This is a genomic window from Streptomyces sp. NPDC043996 (genome assembly GCF_056435225.1).
Genome location: NZ_JBWKEY010000014.1, coordinates 209,622 through 229,866, shown reverse-complemented (window position 1 = coordinate 229,866; position 20,245 = coordinate 209,622). Strand labels below are relative to the sequence as shown.

Sequence of the window (20,245 nt, the reverse complement as noted above, 5' to 3'; positions counted from 1 at the left end):
CCGCGTGATTTGTTCCGCGTGATTCATCAACTTTGACTAGGGTACGGCTCTGGCTGCTCGCCCGCCCGTGCGGTTCACCCCCAGGACTGACCGGACTCCAGGGCCACCAGCTCGAAGGCGGTCTTGCCGTCCAGGGACTCGCGGATGATGTCCGCGTGGCCCGCGTGCCGGCCGATCTCCTCGATCAGGTGCAGCATCAGCCAGCGCATGGACACCTCCCCCTTGGGGAACCAGGGCGCATCGGGCAGCGGGAAGGTGTCGTCGAGGCTCGGCACGGACCGGATGAATTCCTCGGTCTCGGCGGCCACGCCCTCCCAGAAGGCGAGCACGTCGGCGAGCGTCTCGCCTTCGACGAGCCGGAAGCTCTCGCCCCAGGTCTCCTGGGTGCGCTGGCGCTCGTTGGGCTTCCGCTGGGCCATGCGCAGCCAGTTCAGCTCGGCCTCCGCGACGTGCTTGACGAGGCCCGCGAGGTTCAGCTCGCTCGCGCTCGGGCGGCTCGTGGCCTGCTCGTCGCTCAGACCGAGCACGGAGCGGCGGATGCCGCCGCGCTGGGCGTCGGCGAAGGCGATCAGCGCGCCGCGCTCGTCGCCGTGGGCTTCAGCGTTCACGTGAGTGGGCATGAGGGCCCCTTCCCTGAATCCCCCGAAGGGGTTCCGCCGGGCTTTCCGACACCTCATAAGCTACGGACCCTTGAGGACAGTTACGGTCCTCAAGGGTCCGGGGGAAGCCGGATTTCTCAGCGCCGGTTCCTCGGCGCCGGTTCCTCGGCATCAGTTCCGCAGCGCCAGTTCCTCCGCGCCCGCTCCTCCGCGTCAGAACGGGAAGCGCGAGCGGCCGTGCTGCACGGAGATCCACTTGTGGGTGGTGAAGGCGTCGACGGTCGACTCTCCGTTCAGACGGCCCACGCCGGAGCGCTTCTCGCCGCCGAAGGGCACGATCGGCTCGTCGTGGACGGTGCCGTCATTGATGTGGATCATGCCGGTGCGGACGCGCTGGGCCAGGCGCACACCGCGCTCGACGTCGCCGGTGTGCACGGCCCCGCTCAGGCCGTACGGCGTGTCGTTGGCGATGCGGACGGCCTCGTCCTCGCCGTCGAAGGGCATGATCAGCGCGACCGGGCCGAAGATCTCCTGGCGCAGCACCGGGGCGTCCTCGGGCAGGTCCGTCAGGACGGAAGGGAACACCAGATTGCCCTCGGTGCCGCCGTGCAGCAGGGCCTTCGCGCCCGCCCGCACGGTCTGCGCGACGAGCGAGGAGACGCCGTCGGCCTGCGAGGAGTTGATGAGCGGGCCGATGTGGGTGTCGGGGGACGCCGGGTCGCCGACCTTCAGAGTCTTGACCTTGGCGACGAACTTCTCGGTGAACTCCTCTTCCACGGAGCGGTCCACGAGGATGCGGTTCGCGGCCATACAGACCTGGCCCTGGTGCACGAAGCGGCTGAAGACGGCGGCGTCCACGGCGTAGTCGATGTCCGCGTCGTCCAGGACGATCAGGGCGCTGTTGCCGCCGAGTTCGAGGACGCAGCGCTTGAAGGTCTGGGCGCAGACCGTGGCGACGTGGCGGCCCACGGCGTCCGACCCCGTGAAGGAGATGACCGCGGGCACCGGGTGCTCGATGAGCGCGTCGCCGATCTCGGCGATGTCCGTGATGACGACGTTCAGGACGCCCGGGGGCAGCCCCGCCTCCTCGAAGATCTTCGCGACCAGGGAGCCGCCGAGCACCGGCGCGTTCTGGTGCGGCTTGAGGACGACGGCGTTGCCGAGGGCGATCGCCGGGGCCACCGACTTGATCGAGAGGAGGAAGGGGAAGTTGAAAGGGCTGATGACGCCGACGACGCCCACCGGGACGCGGTAGAGCCGGTTCTCCTTGGTGTCGTCCGGCGAGGGGAGTATGCGGCCCTGGGGGGCGAGGGCGAGGTGTATCGCCTCGCGCAGGAACTCCTTGGCCAGGTGCAGCTCGAAGCCCGCCTTGACGAGGGTGCCGCCGAGCTCGGCGACGATCGCCTCGGTGATCTCACCCTCGCGCTCCTCGACGATGCGCAGGGCCTTCTCGAACACGGCACGGCGTGTGTACGGGTTGGTCGCGCCCCAGGCCTCCTGCGCGCGCTGCGCCGCGCGGTAGGCCTGGTCGATCTCGTCGGCCGTGGCGACCGTGATGGACGCCAGCTTCTCCCCGTCGTACGGATTGAAGTCGATGATGTCCCAGGAACCGGAGCCGGCCTTCCACTCACCGTCGATGTACTGGTGAGCCAGATCGGTGAAGAAGGACATGAGACGAGACCCCTTGCCGCACGAGAGCAGACATCTGAATTCTCGTCATACTACTGACGATTCAGGTCAGTTGGAGTAGACCACGGAGAAGGTCTCTGCTGTCGGCCGGATCAGGACAGTCCTCCTGGAGCTCGGCCATCGCCCGCTCGTACTGGGCGACTTCCTCCCGCTTGTCCAGATACAGGGCGCCGGTGAGCTGTTCGAGATAGACGACGTCCGACAGATCCGACTCCGGGAAGCTCAGCATCGTGAAGGCGCCGCTCTCGCCCGCGTGCCCGCCGAAGGTGAAGGGCATGACCTGCAGCGTCACGTTCGGCCGCTCGGAGATGTCGATCAGGTGCTGGATCTGCCCGCGCATCACCTCGCGGTCGCCGTACGGCCGCCGCAGGGCCGCCTCGTCGAGCACGCACTGGAACTGGGGCGCGCTCTCGGACACGAGCAGCTTCTGGCGCTCCAGGCGCAGGGCGACCCGGCGGTCGACGTCGACCTGGTTGATCTTGCCGCTCCGGATCGCCCGGCCCGGGCCTGCGAGCTTGCCCGCGGCGGCCTTCATGCCGCGCTCGACGACGGCGTGGGCGTACGCCTCGGTCTGCAACAGGCCGTTGATGAACTGGACTTCGTAGACCCGGATGAGCGACGCCGCGCCCTCCAGACCGATATATGTCTGGAACCAACCGGGCAGTACGTCGGAGTAACTGTGCCACCAGCCCGTCAGGTTGGCCTCCTTGGCGAGCGAGAGAAGCGCGGCCCGCTCCGCCTCCTCCGTGACGCCGTAGAGCGTGAGGAGGTCTTCCACGTCCCTCGACTTGAAGCTCACCCTGCCCAACTCCATGCGGCTGATCTTCGATTCGGACGCGCGGATCGAGTAACCGGCCGCCTCACGGGTGATGCCGCGCGCCTCCCTCAGGCGCCTCAGTTGCGAACCCAGCAGGATGCGCCGTACCACCGAGCCGCTCGACTCCCCAGCGGTCACTTCGCTCAGTCCTCCCCAAGGTGTGAGACTCGCAGTGTGCCATTAAACGCTTCGGGCGGTACTCGTTCGGTTACGGAAAGGGAAAGCGTAAGGCAGGTCTCCGCAAGAAACCGTAGGAAGAAATGGGCAAGAAGCGCCCTAGGAGCGGTCAAGTCCGGCGCGTGCACGTGCATCTGCCCTTGCATCTGCTGTACGCATTCGGAACCATGGTCCGCGCGCCACTGCTCCGCCTTCGCTCTACCGATGCTCTATAGACGCTCAACCGACGCTCTACCGACCGGCCGTACTGACCGCGCCACCGTTCGATCGCTTCGTACCGCGAACCGCGAAAACCGGGGAGTGCCTCGCATGGGGACGAATGGATCAACCATGCTCGAGCCATTAAGGCAGGGCCTTCCTCCGCTCGACCCCTCCGCGGTCTCCAGCGCGGCCTCCTGCGCCCTCCCCTCCCGCTATGAAGCGGTCGGCAGCGCACGGCAGTTCACCCGCAGGACACTCACGTCCTGGGAGCTCGACGACCGGTTCGACGACATCGCGCTCGTGGTCTCCGAGCTCGTCACCAACGCCCTGCGGCACGCGCTTCCCGCCGACCGGGCGCACGCCGAGATGACCTGCGTGGTGGGCGAGGACGCGCCGGTGCGGCTGCACATGATGCGCTGGACGTCACGTCTGGTGTGCGCGGTGCGGGACCCCAGCGACGAGAGCCCGGTGGCGCGCGAGGCCGGTGACGCGCTCGACGACTTCGCGGCGGAGTCGGGCCGCGGCCTGTTCCTGGTGGACTCGTTCAGCGACGGCTGGGGCTGGCACCCGCTGGCCGGGGCGCTGAGCGGCAAAGTGGTGTGGGCGCTGTTCCAACTGGCCTGACGCGGACCCCCTCGGGCGGCCCGCGGCCCTGCGGCCGGCCGGAACAGCCCTGCCCCCGTTTCCCGCGGGTGGTGTGCGCCCCCGCGTCCCCGTGAACGATCCTCGTTCCGCGGTGCCCCCGCGAATGATCGTTTCTGCTGCTTTCGCCGCCGCCCGCGGCGGCTTCGGCGTGCGCTGGATCTGACTGGATCGGACTGGATCGAGCGGTCAGGCGCCGAGCAGGTGGTCGAACTCGCCGTCCTTCATGCCGAGCAGCATGGCCTCTATCTCGGCGCGCGTGTAGACGAGCGCGGGCCCGTCGGGAAAGCGCGAGTTGCGGACGGCCACATCGCCGCCCGGCAGCTTCGCGAACTCCACGCAGGAACCCTGCGAGTTGCTGTGCCTGCTCTTCTGCCAGACCACCCCGTGAAGATCCGTGGCCGCCATGCCGTTGAACACGTCGTGCACAGGTCGCTCCCCGGTGGTGCCGTGGCCGTTGTTGTAACCGTCAACTGTCCCGGATCATAGCTGTGTTCATGTGCCGATGCATGGGCAGATGCACGTGCACGCGCCGTGGTGAGCTGGTTACAGTCCCTTCGGCGCCCGCGCGGCACCCCCCGCGGCATGAGAACGCGAGGCCCCGCCCATGATCTTCCGGACAACCCGTCGTGCCTGGTTGTCCGGATCGAAACCCTCGTGCTCTAGGAACAGACGCGCTCCGGGCCCATCTGGTGGCAGCCTCGCGCCGAAGTGACGCTCAGGCGCGTCGAGGTGACGCTCAGCGGGGCCCTTGCCCACATTCCGGCCAGAACCGCTCGTACGGAGTCAGCCAGTCGCGCACCCCGGTGAGCGGAACCGCTTCAAGCCGGTAGATGCGCTGGCGCCCGAGGCGCCGCTGGGAGACGAGACCGGCGTCCCGGAGCACCTTCAGATGCTCCGAGAGGCTCGGCCTGCGCATGTCGAAGTGGTCGGCGAGGGCCTTGACGGGCTGCGGTCCGCCGTCCCGCAGCAGGCGCAGGACTTCGCGCCGGGTGCCGTTGGCGAGCGCGGCGAAGAGCCGGTCCTGGGGCTCACCGGTGGTGACCATGCTGGGCGCCGCCTTTCCGCTCACGGCCCGGCTGTCCCGTCTGATGGCGGGGGGCCGTCGGTGGTGACGATCATGATCCCGTACGGGGTTCCCGCCAGCGCCCCGATCATGCCCGAGTCGTTGCACGGGAGCGGCCACGCGCCCCCTTCGCCCACCGAGAGCCGGGGCGCGCCCCGTCGACAGGCTAGGGCCTCAGCGTGACGCGTACGGCAAGAGCGCCATCTCGCGGGCGTTCTTGACCGCCCTGGCCAGCTGCCGCTGCTGCTGGGCCGTCACATGGGTGATCCGGCGCGAGCGGATCTTGCCGCGGTCCGAGAGGAACTTCCGCAGCAGCTGGGTGTCCTTGTAGTCGACGTAGCCGTCGTACGTGCTGCCCGCCTGCTCCAGGGGATTGGGGCGGGACTTGGGGGGTTTGCGGTCGGCGCGGCGCGGGGGCATGGGTCAGACCTCCAGGAGGGTGTCGAAGGCGGGGGGCAGGTTCTTCCAGGAGGCGCGCCCGGCGGCGTACTCCTCGTCCGTCAGGAGGCAGGACTCCAGGACCTGTTCGAGGGCGTCGCGGTCCAGTCCTGGCGAGGTGAACACGAGGTGCTGGCAGCAGTCGCCGTGCTCGGGGTGCCAGTCGAGCGCGGCGGCCGCGCGCCGCACGGGCGGGACCAGGTCCCAGGCGGCGTCCGGCAGCGAAGCGAGCCAGGGCCCGGCGTTCTCCACGCACAGCGCGCCGCCCGCCGCGTCCCAGGCCAGCAGCGTGTCCGGCCGGTCGGCGAGCCAGAAGCGGCCCCGGCTGCGGGCGGCCGCGCAGGTCAGGTCCTCCAGGGCGGAGTAGAGCCGCTCGGGGTGGAAGGGGCGCTCGCGGTGCCAGACGAACGTGGTGACGCCGCTGTCGTCGGCCTCGGCGGGAAGCAGCGCGCACGCCGGGTGCTGCGCGGCGGCGGCCGCCTCCACGTCGAAGCCCGCGAGCATGGCGCCCGCCAGGTCACCGTGGCCGATCGGGACCTGGCGGGCCGTCGGGTGGAGCTGGGCGAGGAGCGCGCGGTCCTCGGCGTCGGCGGCGTCGGTGTCGAGGACGGCGAGCACCGGCGGGTACTCCAGCTGGCGGGCCCAGGTGTCGGCGACGGTGCGCTGGTCGGTGGCGGCCGCGGCGAGCCCCGCCTCCGCCAGGTCGTCGCCGTTGCCGAGGCAGGCGAGGAGCAGGCTCGGGTCGACGGCCGTGAGCACGCCGCTCAGGCGCAGCGCCCGCGAGCCGTGCCCCGCGATGACCTCGGCCATCGCCTTGGGCTCGACGGAGTCCCACAGCTCGACGACCGCGAGCCGGGTCAGACCGGCCGCGGCGAGCCGCTCGAGCTCGGGCACGAGGTCCTCGCGCAGCGCGCAGCAGGCGCAGTCGTTGACCAGCGGCGCCTCGCCGGTGGAGAGCACGCCGGTCGCGTCGCGCACGGTGCGGGTGACGCTGCCGCGCGGGGCCGCGGAGAGGTCGTGGTGCAGGGCGACGCTGTCCGGGACGGTGGCGAGGAGCCGCGCCACGGCCGCCGCCCTGGCCTCGGCGTGCAGGCCCGCGACGACGGCGACGTCCATGGGGGCGCCCATCAGCGGGCCTCGCCGTCGGGGGCGTGCGCCGCGCGGGCGCCGTAGCGGCGCTCGAAGCGTTCCACGCGCCCTGCGGTGTCGAGGACGCGCTGCTGGCCCGTGTAGAAGGGGTGGCTCGCGGAGGACACCTCGACGTCGATGACGGGGTAGGTGCGGCCGTCCTCCCAGTCGATCGTCTTGTCGCTGGTCGCCGTCGAGCGGGTGAGGAAGGCGAAGCCCGCGGCCTTGTCGCGGAAGACGACGGGGCCGTACGGCGGGTGGATGTCGGGTCGCATCAAGATCAGCGCTCCTCTCGGAAGTCGACGTGCCGGCCGGCCACCGGGTCGTACTTGCGCAGGGTCAGGCGGTCGGGGTCGTTGCGGCGGTTCTTGCGGGTCACGTAGGTGTATCCGGTTCCGGCGGTGGACCGGAGCTTGATGACCGGGCGGATGTCGTTGCGAGCCATGCGGGCTAGTATATGAAAATGAATCCCATTTCCAAATGGATGGGACCGCGACCGACCGAGAGGTGCGTCACCTTGTCCGCCCACTGCCAGCTCACCGGCGCGAAGCCGGGCTTCGGCAAGACCGTCTCCCACTCCCACCGGCGCTCGTCGCGCCGCTTCGACCCCAACGTCCAGAGCAAGCGGTACTGGCTGCCGAGCGAGGGCCGGTACGTGCGCCTGCGGCTGAGCGCCAAGGGGATCAAGACCGTCGACGTGATCGGCGTCGAGGCCGCCGTGGCCAGGGTCCGCGCGCGGGGGGTGAAGGTCTGATGGCCAAGAAGAGCAAGATCGCCAGGAACGAGCGGCGGCGCGCGGTCGTCGCGCGGTACGCCGAGCGGCGGGCCGAGCTGAAGGAACTCATCCGCCGCCCGTCCACGCCGGAGGCCGACCGCCTGGCCGCGCGGCGGGAGCTGACGCGCCAGCCGCGGGACGCGAGCGCCACGCGGGTGCGCAACCGCGATGCCGTGGACGGGCGGCCGCGCGGCTATGTGGGGACGTTCGGCCTCTCCAGGGTGCGGCTGCGGCAGCAGGCGCACGCCGGGTTCCTTCCGGGGGTGCGCAAGTCCTCTTGGTAGCTAGAGGCGCGCTGTCCCGGGCCGGGGCGGGGCGGGCTTCAACGGGCCGTGGGACCTTCTGGGTTCCGCGGCTCGTTGGGGTTCTGCGGCTCGTTGGGGTTTGGGGGGTTGTCGGGGGACGGGGGCTCTTCGGAGGTGGTGGGTTCTTCGGGGGTGGTGGGTTCTTCGGGGGCCGTCGCTCGTACGTCGGTGTCCGTGCCGTCGACCAGCATCGGCGGGGGTGTGGTGTCCAGGGCGTCGGAGAGCTCGTCGAGGGCGGCCAGGAGCAGGCTCGCGCCCCGGCGCACGACCCGGTCCGGCACGCCCTCGCCGTCCCAGGTGTCCAGGGCCTCGCGGACCGGGCCCCAGGCCGGGACGCGGCGTTCGCGCACGGCCTTGGCGCCCTGGTCGGTGGCGGTGCGCAGGGCGTCGGCGAAGCGGGCGGCGGCCGGGACCGGGGGCGTGCCGCGCTCCGGCAGGTGCGCCTCCAGGAGCATCGCGACGCGGCCGATCTGCACCAGGGCGTGCTCGGCGTCCTGTGCGGCGCCCCGGGACAGGCCCCGGTGGCGCACCGGCTCGTGCCGGGCGCGGTCGGCGGCCTCCTGCCAGGCGACGCGGGCGTCGCGGGCGGCGAGCAGCGCCTCGCGGACGTCCCCGCAGCTCTTGCCCGCGGGCTCGGCGTAGTGGGCGACGACCGCGGCGGCGTACCGGCCGTCGGCGGCCAGCCAGTCGGCGAGGCGGGTGCGCAGGCGCGGGGTCTCCCAGGCCGGGTAGAGGGCGTACGCCAGCATCGCGAGGAGGCCGCCGAGCAGGGTCAGGACGGCGCGCTCGGGAACCGTCTGCGTCCACTCCTCGCCGCCCATGCCGAGCAGGAACACGACGTACGCCGCCACGCAGGCCTGGGCGGCGAACTGGCCCGTGCGCATCAGGAGGTACATCAGGCCCGCGGAGGCGACGGCGAGGGCGGCCGAGAGGTGGGTGCCCGGGTGGGTGAGCTGGACCAGGCCGGTGGCGAGGGCGACGCCGACGAGGGTGCCCGCGAAGCGGGCCACGGCGCGGGAGTACGTCTGGGAGAAGTCCGGGCGCATCACCATCACGGAGGCCATGGGGGCCCAGTAGGCGTGGCCCAGGGGTAGGTGCGTGCCGAGGGCGTAGCTCGTGACGGCGACCGTGGTGACGCGGGTGGCGTGGCGGGTCACCGGGGAGGTGCGTCTGGTCAGTTCCGCGCGCATCGCCTTGGCGGCGGCGGGGGCCAGGGCGGTGAGGGTGGGGCGGCGGAGGGTGCGGGGCGCTGCGGGTGCGCTTGCCTCGCGGGGCGCCCCAGGCCCGCCCCTTCCCGATCCGGGTGCGGCTGCCCCCGTTCCCCCGCTCACAGCAATTGGCGCTTCGCGCCTCGTCCTCAAACGCCGGACGGGCTGAGTCTCCGCGCCGCCCGCCACCTCCACCACGTCCCGCAGCAGGGCTCCCAGGCGGGTCGCCGCCCGGTGGGGTGGGCCGTTGAGGATGGCTCCGGTGTCGGGGGTGCGGAAGGCCGCCACCGCCGGGGGCGGCAGGTTCACGGGGGCGCCGTGGCGAATGGCTCGGGCGGCGGCGTCGAGGATGTCGGCCGCCGCGGCCAGGAGTTCGCGGACGCGGGCGCGTTCGGGGCCCTCGTCGGGGACGCCGACGGCGGGGTCGGCCAGGGAGGCGAGGACCGGGCGGATGCGTTCGGCGAGGCCGCGGGCGCCGTGGAGTTCGGCGGGGCGGGTGCGGGCCTGGCGCGGGGTGATCGTGGCGGCGTCGCGGGCCGCCATCAGCGGGGCGGGGTCGAAGGGGGCCACCGGGTCGTGGCGCAGGCGGCGGGCGTAGTCGGCCTCGGCGGCCAGCGCGTCGGCGAGGGCGTCGCGGTGGGCGCCCCAGCGGCGCACCGGGAACAGGACCACCAGGGCCGCCTGGACCAGGCCGCCCACGACCATCATCGCCGCGTGGCCCGCGGCCGCGGCGAGCGAGGTGGGGAGCGTGACCGTCACCAGCATGATCGCGACATTGGAGGTGGCGATCAGGCCGATGGTCGGGCCCGCGGCCCAGCTCAGGCCCGCGAGGAAGGTCCACAGGGCGAGGAGCGCCAGGAAGAGGAGCTGGTGAGTGCCCGTCGCGTAGCCGAGGAAGGTGGATACGGCGAGGCTCGTGCCGGAGGCGACGGCGAGTTCGGGGCGCGGGCGCCAGCTGCGCTGGAACGTGGCGATGGCCGCCTGGTAGGCGCCGAACGCGGAGCTCGCGGCCACCGCGGGGCCGAACAGCGCGAGGCTCGCGCCGATCACGAGGGCGAGCCCCGCGGCCCCGCGCAGCGCGACAAGGGGCTCCAGGCGGCGGCGCTCCACGGCGAGCCCCGAACGCGTCGTCTGCCGCAGTGCTCGCCACCAGGTCACGGAGCGATCGTACGGAGGTTTGGGGGTGTTTAGCCCTTGATGTCCGCTGGCTATGCCGGTTGCTTGGCGGGTTTCGCCCGGGTGGCGCGGACCGCGTCCAGGTACTCGGCGATCGCGTCCCGGTTGCGGGTCAGGCACTCCACGCGCTCGGTCATGCGGTCGCGTTCCAGTTCCAGGGTGGCGAGCATCTCGGGGGTCGCGTCCGGGAAGTGGATGACGCGCGGCTTGTTCAGGCAGGGCAGGATCTGCTTGATGAGGCGCGTGGGGAGCCCGGCGTCAAGGAGGCCGCGGATCTGCAGGACGCGGTCGACGTAGAACTCGTCGTAGTCGCGGTAGCCGTTCGGGGTCCTGTCGGCGACGATCAGGCCCTGTTCCTCGTAGTAGCGCAGCAGTCGGCGTGCCGTGCCGGTGCGTTCCGACAGTTCCCCGATGCGCATGGTCACCCCCTGGTGTTCGTGTCCGCGCCCTCGCCCGGAAGCCTCACACGGGCGTGAAGATTAGCGCTCGACGCCGCCGCCGCGCCCTCGGCCCAGCCCGCGCCGTCGACCACGCCCCGCACGCGGGTCGTGGTCGTCTCCGGGAACATCCGCTCCGTACGGTCGGTGACCGCGACGTCCCGCGCGGCGAGCACCGGGAGCAGCGCCCCGCCAGCGGCGGCCCCCTCGTGCGTGACGGGCGCGGCCGCGGCCTCCAGGCGGGCGCCTACGCGTTGGGCGTACGCCATCCAGAACGCCTGCCGGAACGTCTTCGTACGTTTGCGGCCGCCCGCCCGCTGACCGGCCTCCGCCTTCGTCATCGCGTGCGCGCCCTGGACGAGCAGGGAGGTGTGCAGCAGCTCGACCACCTCCAGGTCGGGGGCGTAGCCGACGACCGTGGAGAACGCGAAGGGCTCGTTCCACACGGCGCGGCAGCGGTTCGCGGTGGCGACGGCGTCCAGGAGGATCGCCTTCGCCGTCTCGTACGGGGCATCGACGCCGACGCGGCAGGCGCCGGGGGCGTCCGGGGCGTGGGTGCGCGCGGCCAGCAGGGCCTCGTCGACGCTGTAGCGGGCCATCAGCTCCTGCGCCTTGGCGGTCAGCGCCTCGGCCTCCTCGGGGAATCCGGTCGCCTCGGCCTTGGCGAGGAGCGCGCGGATGCGGGTGAGGGTGCGCGGCTCGCCGGGCGCGGGGGCCACGTCGCGCAGGGTGCGCGGGGTGCCCGGCGGCGGCCCGACCGGCTCGATCGCGGGCAGCCGCAGCAGGAACCGGTACAGGGTGAGGACGGCGGTGGCGTGCGTGAAGCGGTCCGGGGCGCGCCAGGGGGCGTGCGCGTCGAGCGCGGCGAGCTGCGCGGGCCAGCGCGCGGGCAGCTCCTCGGGGGCGTAGCGGCGGGACTCGGCGCGGATCAGGTCCGCGGCCAGGCGGACCTTGGGCTCGTCGAGGTCGCGGCGGGCGAGCCGCAGCACGTCGGCGGGCTGCCAGCCCCGCTCCCAGGCGCGACGGACGAACCCCTCGCCGCGGCGCAGGACTTCGGCGTCGGCGCCGGGTGCGGCGGCGAGGAGGGAGGCGGCGGTGTCCAGGGCGGTGTCGGGGTCGGGGTCGGCCAGGCGGCTCGCGCGTCCGGCGCGGCCCCGGCCGCCGCCCTTCGGAGCCCTCGCGTCACCGGCGCTCCCGACGTGCGCCGCGGCTCCGTACAGCGCCGTCGCGAACGCTTCGTCGATCACCGAGTCCATACCCCTAAGGGTAGGTCTGGCCCTACCTTCGATCCGCCCGGCAGTGGGCGTGAGCGCGACGGCGCCCGGCGGTTGGCTTGAGGCATGATCCTCTCCTCGCTCCGTTCCCGGTGGACCGGGTTCCTCGGGGCCTTCGTCGCCGTCGCCCTCGGGGTGGCCCTGACCGCCGCGATGGGGGTGGGGCTCGCCGCGAGCGCGGCCGGGCCGCCGCGCGGGCCCGAGCGGTTCGCGGACGCCCCGGTCGTCGTCCTGGGACGGGACACGCTGAGCGTCCCGGTGCGGCGCGGGCCCGACATCGGCACCGCGACCGAGCGGCTCGCTCATCCACACCCTGTGGACAACGCTCTGCTGCGGGCGCTGCGGCGGCTCGGCCCGGTGCGCGCCGACGGCTCCCCTAACGCCGTCGGCGTCAGCGCGCCCGCCGCCGACGTGCGCGCCGCCGTCGCCGCGTCCGGCACCGGCGCGCGGGTGCTCACCGGCGCCGAACGCCGCCGCGCCGACCCCGGAGCCGAGCGCGACGAGCGGGCCCTGGTCTCCGTGAACGCCTTCCTCGGCACGGCGGGCGGCGTCGCCGCGTTCGTGGCGGCGTTCGTGACCGCGTCCACCTTCGCGCTCGTGGTGGCGCTGCGCCGCCGCGAGTTCGGGCTGCTCCGCGCGGCCGGGGCGAGCCGGGGGCAGGTGCGGCGGCTGCTGCTCGGGGAGGCCCTCGCGGTCGGGGCGCTCGCGGCGGCCGCCGGGTGCGCGCTCGGCTCGTGGGGCGCCCCGCGCCTGGCCGCCGCGCTGGTGGACGCGGAGGTCGCGCCGCCGTGGTTCACGGTCGCCGAGGGGCTCCGGTGGACCTGGTGGCCGTACCAACTCGCCTTCTGGAGCGGCCTGCTCGTCGCCCTCGCCGGGGCCTGGAGCGCGGCGCGGCGGGCCGGCCGGGTCAGCCCGGTGGAGGCGCTGCGCGAGGCCTCGCTTGACACCGGCGTGATGCCGTTCGGCCGCCGTATCGCGGGCGCGGCGCTGCTCGCCGGGGCGCTCGGGCTGCTCGTCTGGACGCTCTGGCGCGACCCGTCCGACCTGCTCAAACGCAAGACGTACACGACCCAGCCGATGATCCTCGCGACGGCCGTCGCGGCGCTCGCCCCGCTCCTCGTCCGGCGGGTGGTGGCCCTCTTCCGCCGCCCCGCCGCGCTGCGCCGGGGCCGGAGTCGCCCGGCCCTCGCGCTCGCCCGGATCGTCCGCGCCAACAGCGGCGCCGGAGTGCGCCGCACCGCCGCCGTCGCCGCGCCCGTCCTGGTCACCGTCGCGCTCGCGGGCTGCCTGTTCGGCTCGGCGGCGACGGTCGGCCACGCCAAGGCGGCCGAGGCGCGCCAGCGGACCGCCGCCGACCTGGTCGTCACCGGGCGCGCCCTGAAACCGGTGGCCGGGGTGGCGGGCGCGACCGTCGCGGCCTCCGCGGCCACCGCCGTCTTCGTCCGCGAGGACGGCGGCAGCGCCCTCGTGCGCTCCCAGGCGCGGGCCGTCGCCGACCCGGCGGCGTTCGCGGCGGTGACCCGGCTGCCGGTGGTCGCGGGCGACGTGACCGACCTCGACGACCGCTCCATCGTCGTCAACGAGGAGTGGCGGCAGCGCCGCGTCGGCGCGCACGTGACGGTGTGGCTCGGCGACGGCCGCCGGGCCCGCCTGCGGATCGCCGCCGTCCTCGCCCGCGGCACCGGCGACAACGGCGCGTACGTCACCGCGCGGAACGCGGCGGCCCCCGCCGACCGGCTCGACGTCCGCCTCGCGCCCGGCGCCGACCGCGCCGCGGTGACGGCCGCGCTGCGCGCCAGCGGCGGCGAGGTGCGGCCGGTCGGCGACTGGCTCGCGGCCGAGTACCCCGGAGTGAAGCGGCAGACCCGCCTCGGCCTGCTGATGCTGCTCGCGCTCTGCCTCACGTACACGGCGATCTCGCTGGCCACCACGCTCCTGATGACCGCGCCGGTACGGGCCCCCGAACTGCGCTCCCTGCGCCTCGCGGGCGCCACCCCCGCCCAGGTCAGGATCGTCGCCGCCGGTGAGGCGGCCCTCGCGGTGGCGGTGGGCGCGCTCCTCGGCCTCGCGGTGACCGCGGTCGGCCTCGGCGGCCTGGCCGCGGCCCTGCTCAGGCTTTCGGTGCCGGTGGGCGCGGGGGTGCTCGTGGTGCCGTGGGACGTGATGGGGGTGTGCGTGGGCGTGTGTGCGGTGGTGGCGGTGGGGGCTTCGGTGGCGGCGGCGATGAGAGTGATGAGAGGGACGTCGGTGACTTGAGGGGTGGTTCAAGGGGTGGCTTGAGGAAGGGGCGCGCGGGGCGTGTCAGGAGTCGCCGCCCTCGTCGATCAGGCGGCGGACCTCCCGGTCGATGAGGCCGAGCCGGGCCTCCGCCACGAGCGGCACCGCGCGGCGCTGGCGGCGGGCCTCGTGGGTGTCGATGTCGACCGTCACCAGGCCCGGCTCCCACTTCGGGGCCTGCGCGACCACCGTGCCGCGCGGGTCCACCACCCGCGAACCGCCCCAGAACGACGCCCCGTTCTCGTTCCCGACCCGGTTCACGAACACCACCCAGCACTGGAGCATGCGGGCCGTGTACGAAAGGAGCGTGTCCCAGTACAGGACCGTGTCCATGGCCTCCGGGTCGAGGCTCGCCGCGCTGTTCGTGGGCACGATGATGACCTCCGCGCCGTCCTGCACCGCGAGCCACGGAAGGACCGGCTGCCAGGCGTCGTTGCAGACCAGCGTGGCCGCCCTGCCGTGCCCGCCGGGCAGGTCGTACGCGCGCAGGTGCTGCCCCGGACTGACGTGCTTGCGCTCCTCCCAGGCCAGGTAGTTCGGCAGGTAGAGCTTGCGGTGCGCGTGCACGAGGCCGCCTCCCGCGTAGTACGCCGACGTGTTGTAGGCGCGCAGGCTGGTGTGCTCGTGCAGGCCGATGAGGACGTCGGGGCCGAGCAGGGACAGGCCGAGCAGACGGGGGTCGTCGGCGGCGATCGACGTGTCACGGCGCAGCGCGCCCAGGTGGTAGCCGTGCAGGCTCAGCTCCGGGAAGACCACGAGGTCGGCGGCCTGGTCACGGGCCTGGGTCAGATACTCGCGGGCGGCCTCCAGGTTCTCGTCCACCTCACCGAGCACACAGTCTGTCTGGGCCAGGGCGACTCGCATGGACCGAGCGTGGCAGGGGCCGGTGGGGGCGGCATGCGGGGCGGGGCCATGTGGGGTTCCCGCCGGGCTGCGCCGGGGGTCGGCTCCCGGGGGCCGGGTCGCGGGACGCGCGGGAGAGCGGCCAGGGGCCCGTTGTCAGTGGTGGGTGCGATCGTCGGAGTGTGGAAGCAGAGCGGTGGGCGATCGCGGAGGACGGGCCGGGGGTGCTCGTCGTGCCGCTGGGGGACGACGGGAGGGCCGTGGGGCCCGTCGTGCGGGAGGCCGCGCTCGCGGAGGCCGTGCGGCGGCGGCCCCACGTCGGGCGGTGGGTGTGGCGCGCCACCGCCGAGCTGTATCCACGGCTGCTCGCGGCGGGCGTACGGGTCGAGCGGGCGTACGACATCGAGGCCGCCGAAGGCCTGCTCCTCGCGCACGAGGGGCGCCACGGCGAGCCCCGCTCGGCGGCGGCCGCCTGGGCCAGGCTCAAGCGAAGACCCGTGCCGCCGGACCCACCGCCCCGGGCCGCCGTGCCCGGCGCGCAGGACTCGTTGTTCGACCCGGCCCCGGCCTCTCCCCTGCCGTTCGAGGCACTGCTCGAGGTGTACGCCGCGCAGGTCGAACGGCACGGCGAGACCGCGGACCCGGGGCGGATGCGGCTGCTCACGGCCGCCGAGTCGGCGGGGGCGCTGATCGCCGCCGAGATGAACGCGGCGGGGCTGCCCTGGCGCGCCGACGTCCACCGCGAGGTCCTGACCGAGCTGCTCGGCGAGCGGTACGGCGGCAGCGGCGAGCCGCGCCGCCTGGCCGAGCTCGCCGACGAGGTCTCCGCCGCCTTCGGGCACCGGGTGCGCCCCGACCTGCCCGCGGACGTGGTGAAGGCGTTCGCGCGGGCGGGCGTCAAGCTGCGCTCGACGCGGAAGTGGGAGCTGGAGGAGATCGACCACCCCGCGGTGCGGCCCCTCCTGGAGTACAAGACGCTGTACCGGGTCTGGACCGCCCACGGCTGGTCCTGGCTCCAGGACTGGGTGCGCGACGGCCGCTTCCGGCCGGAGTACACCCCGGGCGGCTCCGTCTCCGGCCGCTGGACCACCAACGGGGGCGGCGCCCTGCAGATCCCGAAGGTCATCCGGCGCGCGGTGGTCGCCGACCCGGGCTGGCGGCTCGTCGTCGCCGACGCCGACCAGCTGGAGCCGCGCGTCCTTGCCGCCGTCTCCCGCGACCGCGGCCTCATGGACGTCGCGGGCAGCGCGGACGACCTGTACACACGCCTGTCGGACCGCGCCTTCTCCGGCGACCGCGAGCACGCCAAACTGGCGGTCCTCGGCGCGGTCTACGGCCAGACCTCCGGCGACGGCCTGAAGAACCTGGCCGCGCTGCGCCGCCGCTTCCCCGCCGCCGTCGCGTACGTGGACGAGGCGGCGCGCGCGGGCGAGGAGGGCCGCCTGGTGCGGACGTGGCTGGGGCGGACCAGCCCGCCCGCCGCGGGGTCCGGCGGGGCGGACGACGAGGACGCCCTCGGCGAGGCCGGGATTCCGCAGGAGGCCGCCGCCGACCCCGAAAGCGGCGGCCGCGACGGCGAGTTCACCCCTGGCTACGCCTCCACCAACGCCCGCGCCCGCGGCCGCTTCACCCGCAACTTCGTGGTGCAGGGCAGCGCCGCCGACTGGGCCCTGCTGATGCTGGCCGCGCTGCGCAAGGCCACCGCGCACCTCCGGGCCGAGCTGGTCTTCTTCCAGCACGACGAGGTGATCGTGCACTGCCCGGCCGAGGAGGCGGAGGCGGTCGTGGCGGCGGTGCGGGACGCGGGGGCGCTGGCGGGGCGGATCGCGTTCGGGGAGACGCCGGTGCGGTTTCCGTTCACCACGGCGGTTGTACGGTGCTATGGGGATGCCAAGTGACTCCGGTGCCCGGGGGCTTCGGTGCCCGCCGGTGATCGCGCTGCGCGCTCGCCCTCAAACGCCGGGCGGGCTTGAACCGTTGCCGCTTCGCGGCTCGTCCTCAAGCGCCGGACGGGCTGAATTTCCGCGCTGCGCGCTTGTCCTCAAGCGCCGGACGGGCTTCATCTGTCGGCGCTTCGCGCCTCGCCCTCAAACGCCGGGCGGGCTGAATTTCCGCGCTGCGCGCTTGTCCTCAAGCGCCGGGCGGGCTTGGGCTGTCGGCGCTTCGCGGCTTGAAGTGGTGAGTTGTCTCAGTTCGTTCACCACTCTCTCGCTCACGCCGTCCAAGGTCTCCAGGGCTGCCAGGGATGAGCGCCAATGGGCGTGGGCCTCTTCGGTGTGGCCCTGGGTGTGGAGGAGGAGGCCGAGCTGGTGGCGGGTCAGGGCGGTCATGTGGGTGTCGCCCCGGTGGCCCGCGCGCTCCAGGAGCAGGGCGCACTCGCGGGACGCGTCGGCGGTGCGGCCGAGGGCGCGCAGGGAGCGGACGAGGCCGAGGCGGGTGTGGGACTCGCCGTGCCAGTCCTCGTACTCGCCGTGGACGCGCAGGCTGACCTCGAAGTGGCCGAGGGCGGCGGCCGGTTCGCCGAGGGCGAGGTGGGCGTAGCCGATGTTGCAGTGCGCGGACTGGCGCACGACGGCGTGGCCGACGCGTTCGCCGATGGCGAGGCTGCGCTCGTGGTGGGTGATGGCCACGCGCGGGTCGGCGTGCTCGTACAGGTTCCCGAGGTGGCTGAACGTGATGGCCTCGCTGAGCGGGTCGTCCAGGGCGCGGGCCAGGCCGAGGGCCTGGTGGAGGGCGCCCGCGGCCTCGGAGCGGCGGCCCAGGCCGTCGAGGAGCAGGCCCCGGTGGTTGAGGCCGCGGCGCACGCAGGAGACGCGGTCCAGGCGGCGCCACAGCGCGAGCGCCTCGTCGTTCAGGGCCAGGGCATCCCCGGCGCGGCCCGTCAGGAAGCGGTGGCCCGCCAGGTCGGTGAGCGCCTGGGCGGTGGCGGCCGGGTCGCCGTGGCGGCGCGCGGCCTCGACGGCGACGGCGGCGAGCACGCCCAACTCGGTCAGACGGCCCCGCCGTTGCAGATACGGGAAGAGGTGCCGGACCAGGGCGGGCACCAGGCCGGAGGCGTCGTCGGCGTGGCGCCCGGCGAGGGCGACGATGTTGGCGAGCTCCTCGTCGGCCCAGGCGAACGCCGCGTCGACGGTGGCAAAACCGGGCGTGTCGCCCTCGGCGGGCACGTACTCCGCGAGGCGGTCCACCCGGTCCTGCCCCGGTGGCGCGATCGCGAGCAGCGCCGCGCGGGCGGTGTCCGCATACCAGCGCAGGGCGGCGTCGGCGGGCCGGCAGCGCGCCTCGGGGGCCCGCCCGGTCTCGTGGGTCTCGCGTGCGAAGTCCCGTACGAGATCGTGCGGGGCGTAGCGGCCGAGTGCCGTCTCCTCCAGGAGGGCCACGTCGACGAGGCGGTCCAGGGCCGCCTGCGCGCGCCAGCGCGGGACGGCGAGGAGCCGGGCGAGCAGCGGGGCGCCGTACGCGGGCAGGTCGAGCCCGCCGATGGTGGCGAGGGCGCGGGCGGCGTCGCGGTCGGCGTCCCGGTCGGAGGTGCGCAGCGCGTCCAGGGCGACGTCGAGGGAGCGCCGCACGCTCAAGTCGTCGTACTCCAGGTGCCGTAGCGGGCCCCCGCAGTCGGTGAGCAGGCCTGCGAGGGCGTCGGGGGTGAGCGCGCCGCGGGCGGCGAGGCGGGCCGCGACGACGCGCAGCGCGAGCGGCAGCCGCCCCGCGAGCCGCACCAGGGGGTGCTCCGGGCCGAGCCCCTCGCGCCCGGAGGCGGCGCGAAGCAGCGCCGCGCTGTCGTCGGCCGACAGCGGCGCCAGCGGGACGCGGACGGCGCCGTCGAGCGCGGTGAGCGGGGAGCGGCTGGTCACGAGGGTGGCGCAGCCGGGGCCTCCGGGCAGCAGCGGGCGCACCTGCGCGGCGCTCGCGGCGCCGTCCAGGACGAGGAGCGTGCGGGTGGGCGCGAGCAGCGAGCGCAGCAGCGCGGCCGCCGCGTCCGGGTCATCGGGGGCGTGCCGCGCCTCGGCGCCGAGGTCCCGCAGCAGCGCGGCCAGGGCCTGGCCGGGGGTGAGGGGGGCGACGCCGGGGGTCGCCCCGTGCAGGTTCAGATACAGCTGCCCGTCGGGGAACCGCTCCCGCAGCCCGTGCGCCACGTGCAGCGCGAGCGCGCTCTTGCCGACGCCCGCCATGCCGGAAAGGACCGCCACCGGCGCCGCCGCGGTACCGAGCAGCTCCCGCAGCCTGGCGACCGCGTCCGTGCGGCCGGTGAAGTGCACGGGCGCGGGCGGCAGTTGCGCGGGCCGGGGCGCGCGGCTCGGGGACGCCGCGGTGGGCCGCCCGCCCGCGAGCACGGAGCGGCGCGCCCTGGCCGTGGCGGCGCCGTCGCCTCCGGGCGCGGCGGGTGTCGGCCTGGCGCCGTCGCGGCCCCGCAGGACCTCGGCGTGCGCGTCGCGCACCGCGTCGCCCGGCTCCACGCCCAGCTCCTCCACCAGCCTGCGGCGCAGCGCGCGGTGCACGGCCAGGGCCTCCGCCTGGCGTCCCGTGCGGTGCAGCAGGAGCATCAGCTGGCGGTGGAAGGCCTCCCGCAGGGGGTGTTCGGTGACGAGCGAGGTCACCTCGGGGATGAGCGAGGCCAGTTCGGCGGCGGATCCGGAGGCGGTGGATCCGGGCGCGGTCGCCGCGTGCTCCAGGGCGGCGTCGTAGCGCCACTCCAGGACCAGCAGCCGTGACTCCTCGAGGCGCTGGACGAGGGCCTCGCCCGCGCCCGCCGCGGGCAGGCCGGAGAGCGGGGTGCCGCGCCACAGCGCGAGGGCGGCGAGCGCGGCGCGTTCGGCGGCGGGCCAGTCGCGGGCGGCGTGGGCGACGCGGGCGCGCGCCGCCCACTGCTCGAAGACGCGGACGTCGAGTTCGCCGTCGGCGACGCGGAGCCGGTAGCCCGGCGGTACGGCGCTCAGCCGCGCCGGGTCGTCCAGGAGGCGGCGCAGGCGGGTGACGTGGTTCTGGAGGGAGGCCCGCGCGGAGGCCGGCGGCTCCGCGGCCCACAGCGCCTCCTTGAGCGCGTCCGCGGAGACCACCCGGTCCGGTGCGAGGAGCAGCGCGGTGAGCAGGGCGCGGGCCTTGGGGCTGCGTACGGGGTGGGGGACGCCGTCGGCGTCGTACACGGCGGGCACGCCGAGGAGCCCGAACCGCAGCTCGCCTGCCATGCGCGTTCCG

Annotated in this window: 19 protein-coding genes; 5 read left to right on the top strand and 14 right to left on the bottom strand. The window is 74.3% G+C overall.

Going from position 1 to position 20,245, the window contains the following annotated elements; all coding sequences use genetic code 11:
- Positions 1–74: 74 nt before the first annotated feature.
- The 3 genes from AC07A4_RS32250 to AC07A4_RS32240 all read right to left on the bottom strand — a co-directional run bounded on the left by AC07A4_RS32250 (position 75) and on the right by AC07A4_RS32240 (position 3,243).
- Complete coding sequence (locus AC07A4_RS32250) at positions 75–620, bottom strand: DinB family protein (RefSeq protein WP_478605513.1); 546 nt, start codon at positions 618–620, stop codon at positions 75–77.
- A 192-nt stretch (positions 621–812) separates the two neighbouring features.
- The gene (locus AC07A4_RS32245) at positions 813–2,270 is read right to left on the bottom strand and encodes an aldehyde dehydrogenase family protein (RefSeq protein ID WP_478605511.1); all 1,458 of its coding nucleotides are present in this window, start codon (positions 2,268–2,270) and stop codon (positions 813–815) included.
- 61 nt (positions 2,271–2,331) lie between these two features.
- Entirely contained in the window at positions 2,332–3,243 is a 912-nt protein-coding gene (locus AC07A4_RS32240; RefSeq protein WP_478605509.1) for a helix-turn-helix domain-containing protein, read from the bottom strand.
- Between the two features lie 348 nt (positions 3,244–3,591).
- On the opposite strand from AC07A4_RS32240, the gene AC07A4_RS32235 reads away from it, so the two are divergent.
- Positions 3,592–4,107 carry an ATP-binding protein gene (locus AC07A4_RS32235; protein ID WP_478605506.1) on the top strand — a complete coding sequence of 172 codons (516 nt, stop codon included), beginning with the start codon at positions 3,592–3,594 and terminating at the stop codon, positions 4,105–4,107.
- Positions 4,108–4,314: 207 nt separating this feature from the next.
- On the opposite strand, the gene AC07A4_RS32230 is transcribed toward AC07A4_RS32235, so the two are convergent.
- The 6 genes from AC07A4_RS32230 to rpmG all read right to left on the bottom strand — a co-directional run bounded on the left by AC07A4_RS32230 (position 4,315) and on the right by rpmG (position 7,202).
- Positions 4,315–4,533 (bottom strand): DUF397 domain-containing protein, encoded by a 219-nt coding sequence (locus tag AC07A4_RS32230; protein ID WP_478605697.1) that lies wholly within the window; start codon positions 4,531–4,533, stop codon positions 4,315–4,317.
- 331 nt (positions 4,534–4,864) lie between these two features.
- The gene (locus AC07A4_RS32225; protein ID WP_478605695.1) at positions 4,865–5,173 is read right to left on the bottom strand and encodes an ArsR/SmtB family transcription factor; all 309 of its coding nucleotides are present in this window, start codon (positions 5,171–5,173) and stop codon (positions 4,865–4,867) included.
- A 192-nt stretch (positions 5,174–5,365) separates the two neighbouring features.
- Positions 5,366–5,611, bottom strand: coding sequence for a 30S ribosomal protein S18 (gene rpsR, locus AC07A4_RS32220; RefSeq protein WP_478605503.1), 246 nt, complete (start codon positions 5,609–5,611; stop codon positions 5,366–5,368).
- A 3-nt stretch (positions 5,612–5,614) separates the two neighbouring features.
- Positions 5,615–6,757: a CobW family GTP-binding protein gene (locus AC07A4_RS32215; protein WP_478605501.1), complete on the bottom strand. Its 1,143-nt coding sequence runs from the start codon at positions 6,755–6,757 to the stop codon at positions 5,615–5,617.
- A complete protein-coding gene (locus AC07A4_RS32210) occupies positions 6,757–7,032 on the bottom strand; it encodes a type B 50S ribosomal protein L31 (RefSeq protein ID WP_478605499.1) in 276 nt (91 codons plus the stop codon). The genes AC07A4_RS32215 and AC07A4_RS32210 overlap by 1 nt, the downstream gene beginning before the upstream one ends.
- Positions 7,033–7,037: 5 nt before the next feature.
- A complete protein-coding gene (gene rpmG / locus AC07A4_RS32205; RefSeq protein WP_005314221.1) occupies positions 7,038–7,202 on the bottom strand; it encodes a 50S ribosomal protein L33 in 165 nt (54 codons plus the stop codon).
- A gap of 72 nt (positions 7,203–7,274) precedes the next feature.
- On the opposite strand from rpmG, the gene rpmB reads away from it, so the two are divergent.
- Complete coding sequence (gene rpmB / locus AC07A4_RS32200) at positions 7,275–7,511, top strand: 50S ribosomal protein L28 (RefSeq protein ID WP_478605495.1); 237 nt, start codon at positions 7,275–7,277, stop codon at positions 7,509–7,511.
- The gene (rpsN, locus tag AC07A4_RS32195) at positions 7,511–7,816 is read left to right on the top strand and encodes a 30S ribosomal protein S14 (RefSeq protein ID WP_478605493.1); all 306 of its coding nucleotides are present in this window, start codon (positions 7,511–7,513) and stop codon (positions 7,814–7,816) included. The genes rpmB and rpsN overlap by 1 nt, the downstream gene beginning before the upstream one ends.
- A 38-nt stretch (positions 7,817–7,854) precedes the next feature.
- Here rpsN and AC07A4_RS32190 read toward each other — a convergent pair whose 3' ends face one another.
- The 3 genes from AC07A4_RS32190 to AC07A4_RS32180 are packed head-to-tail and all read right to left on the bottom strand — an operon-like array spanning position 7,855 to position 11,914.
- Positions 7,855–10,203: an FUSC family protein gene (locus AC07A4_RS32190; protein ID WP_478605490.1), complete on the bottom strand. Its 2,349-nt coding sequence runs from the start codon at positions 10,201–10,203 to the stop codon at positions 7,855–7,857.
- A 50-nt stretch (positions 10,204–10,253) separates the two neighbouring features.
- Complete coding sequence (locus tag AC07A4_RS32185) at positions 10,254–10,640, bottom strand: MerR family transcriptional regulator (protein ID WP_478605488.1); 387 nt, start codon at positions 10,638–10,640, stop codon at positions 10,254–10,256.
- A 2-nt stretch (positions 10,641–10,642) separates the two neighbouring features.
- On the bottom strand, positions 10,643–11,914 hold the full coding sequence (locus AC07A4_RS32180; RefSeq protein ID WP_478605486.1) for a DUF2786 domain-containing protein: 1,272 nt from the start codon (positions 11,912–11,914) through the stop codon (positions 10,643–10,645).
- Positions 11,915–11,998: 84 nt separating this feature from the next.
- Between AC07A4_RS32180 and AC07A4_RS32175 the strand changes: the two genes are divergently transcribed.
- Positions 11,999–14,188, top strand: a complete 2,190-nt coding sequence (locus tag AC07A4_RS32175; protein ID WP_478605485.1) for an FtsX-like permease family protein — start codon at positions 11,999–12,001, stop codon at positions 14,186–14,188.
- 45 nt (positions 14,189–14,233) lie between these two features.
- Here AC07A4_RS32175 and AC07A4_RS32170 read toward each other — a convergent pair whose 3' ends face one another.
- Positions 14,234–15,073, bottom strand: a complete 840-nt coding sequence (locus AC07A4_RS32170; RefSeq protein WP_478605483.1) for a nitrilase-related carbon-nitrogen hydrolase — start codon at positions 15,071–15,073, stop codon at positions 14,234–14,236.
- Between the two features lie 161 nt (positions 15,074–15,234).
- Here AC07A4_RS32170 and AC07A4_RS32165 point away from each other — a divergent pair, with 161 nt between their 5' ends.
- Positions 15,235–16,950 (top strand): bifunctional 3'-5' exonuclease/DNA polymerase, encoded by a 1,716-nt coding sequence (locus AC07A4_RS32165; protein WP_478605480.1) that lies wholly within the window; start codon positions 15,235–15,237, stop codon positions 16,948–16,950.
- Between the two features lie 189 nt (positions 16,951–17,139).
- Here the strand turns inward: AC07A4_RS32165 and AC07A4_RS32160 are convergent, their stop codons facing one another.
- Entirely contained in the window at positions 17,140–20,235 is a 3,096-nt protein-coding gene (locus AC07A4_RS32160; RefSeq protein WP_478605478.1) for an AfsR/SARP family transcriptional regulator, read from the bottom strand.
- Positions 20,236–20,245: the final 10 nt, after the last annotated feature.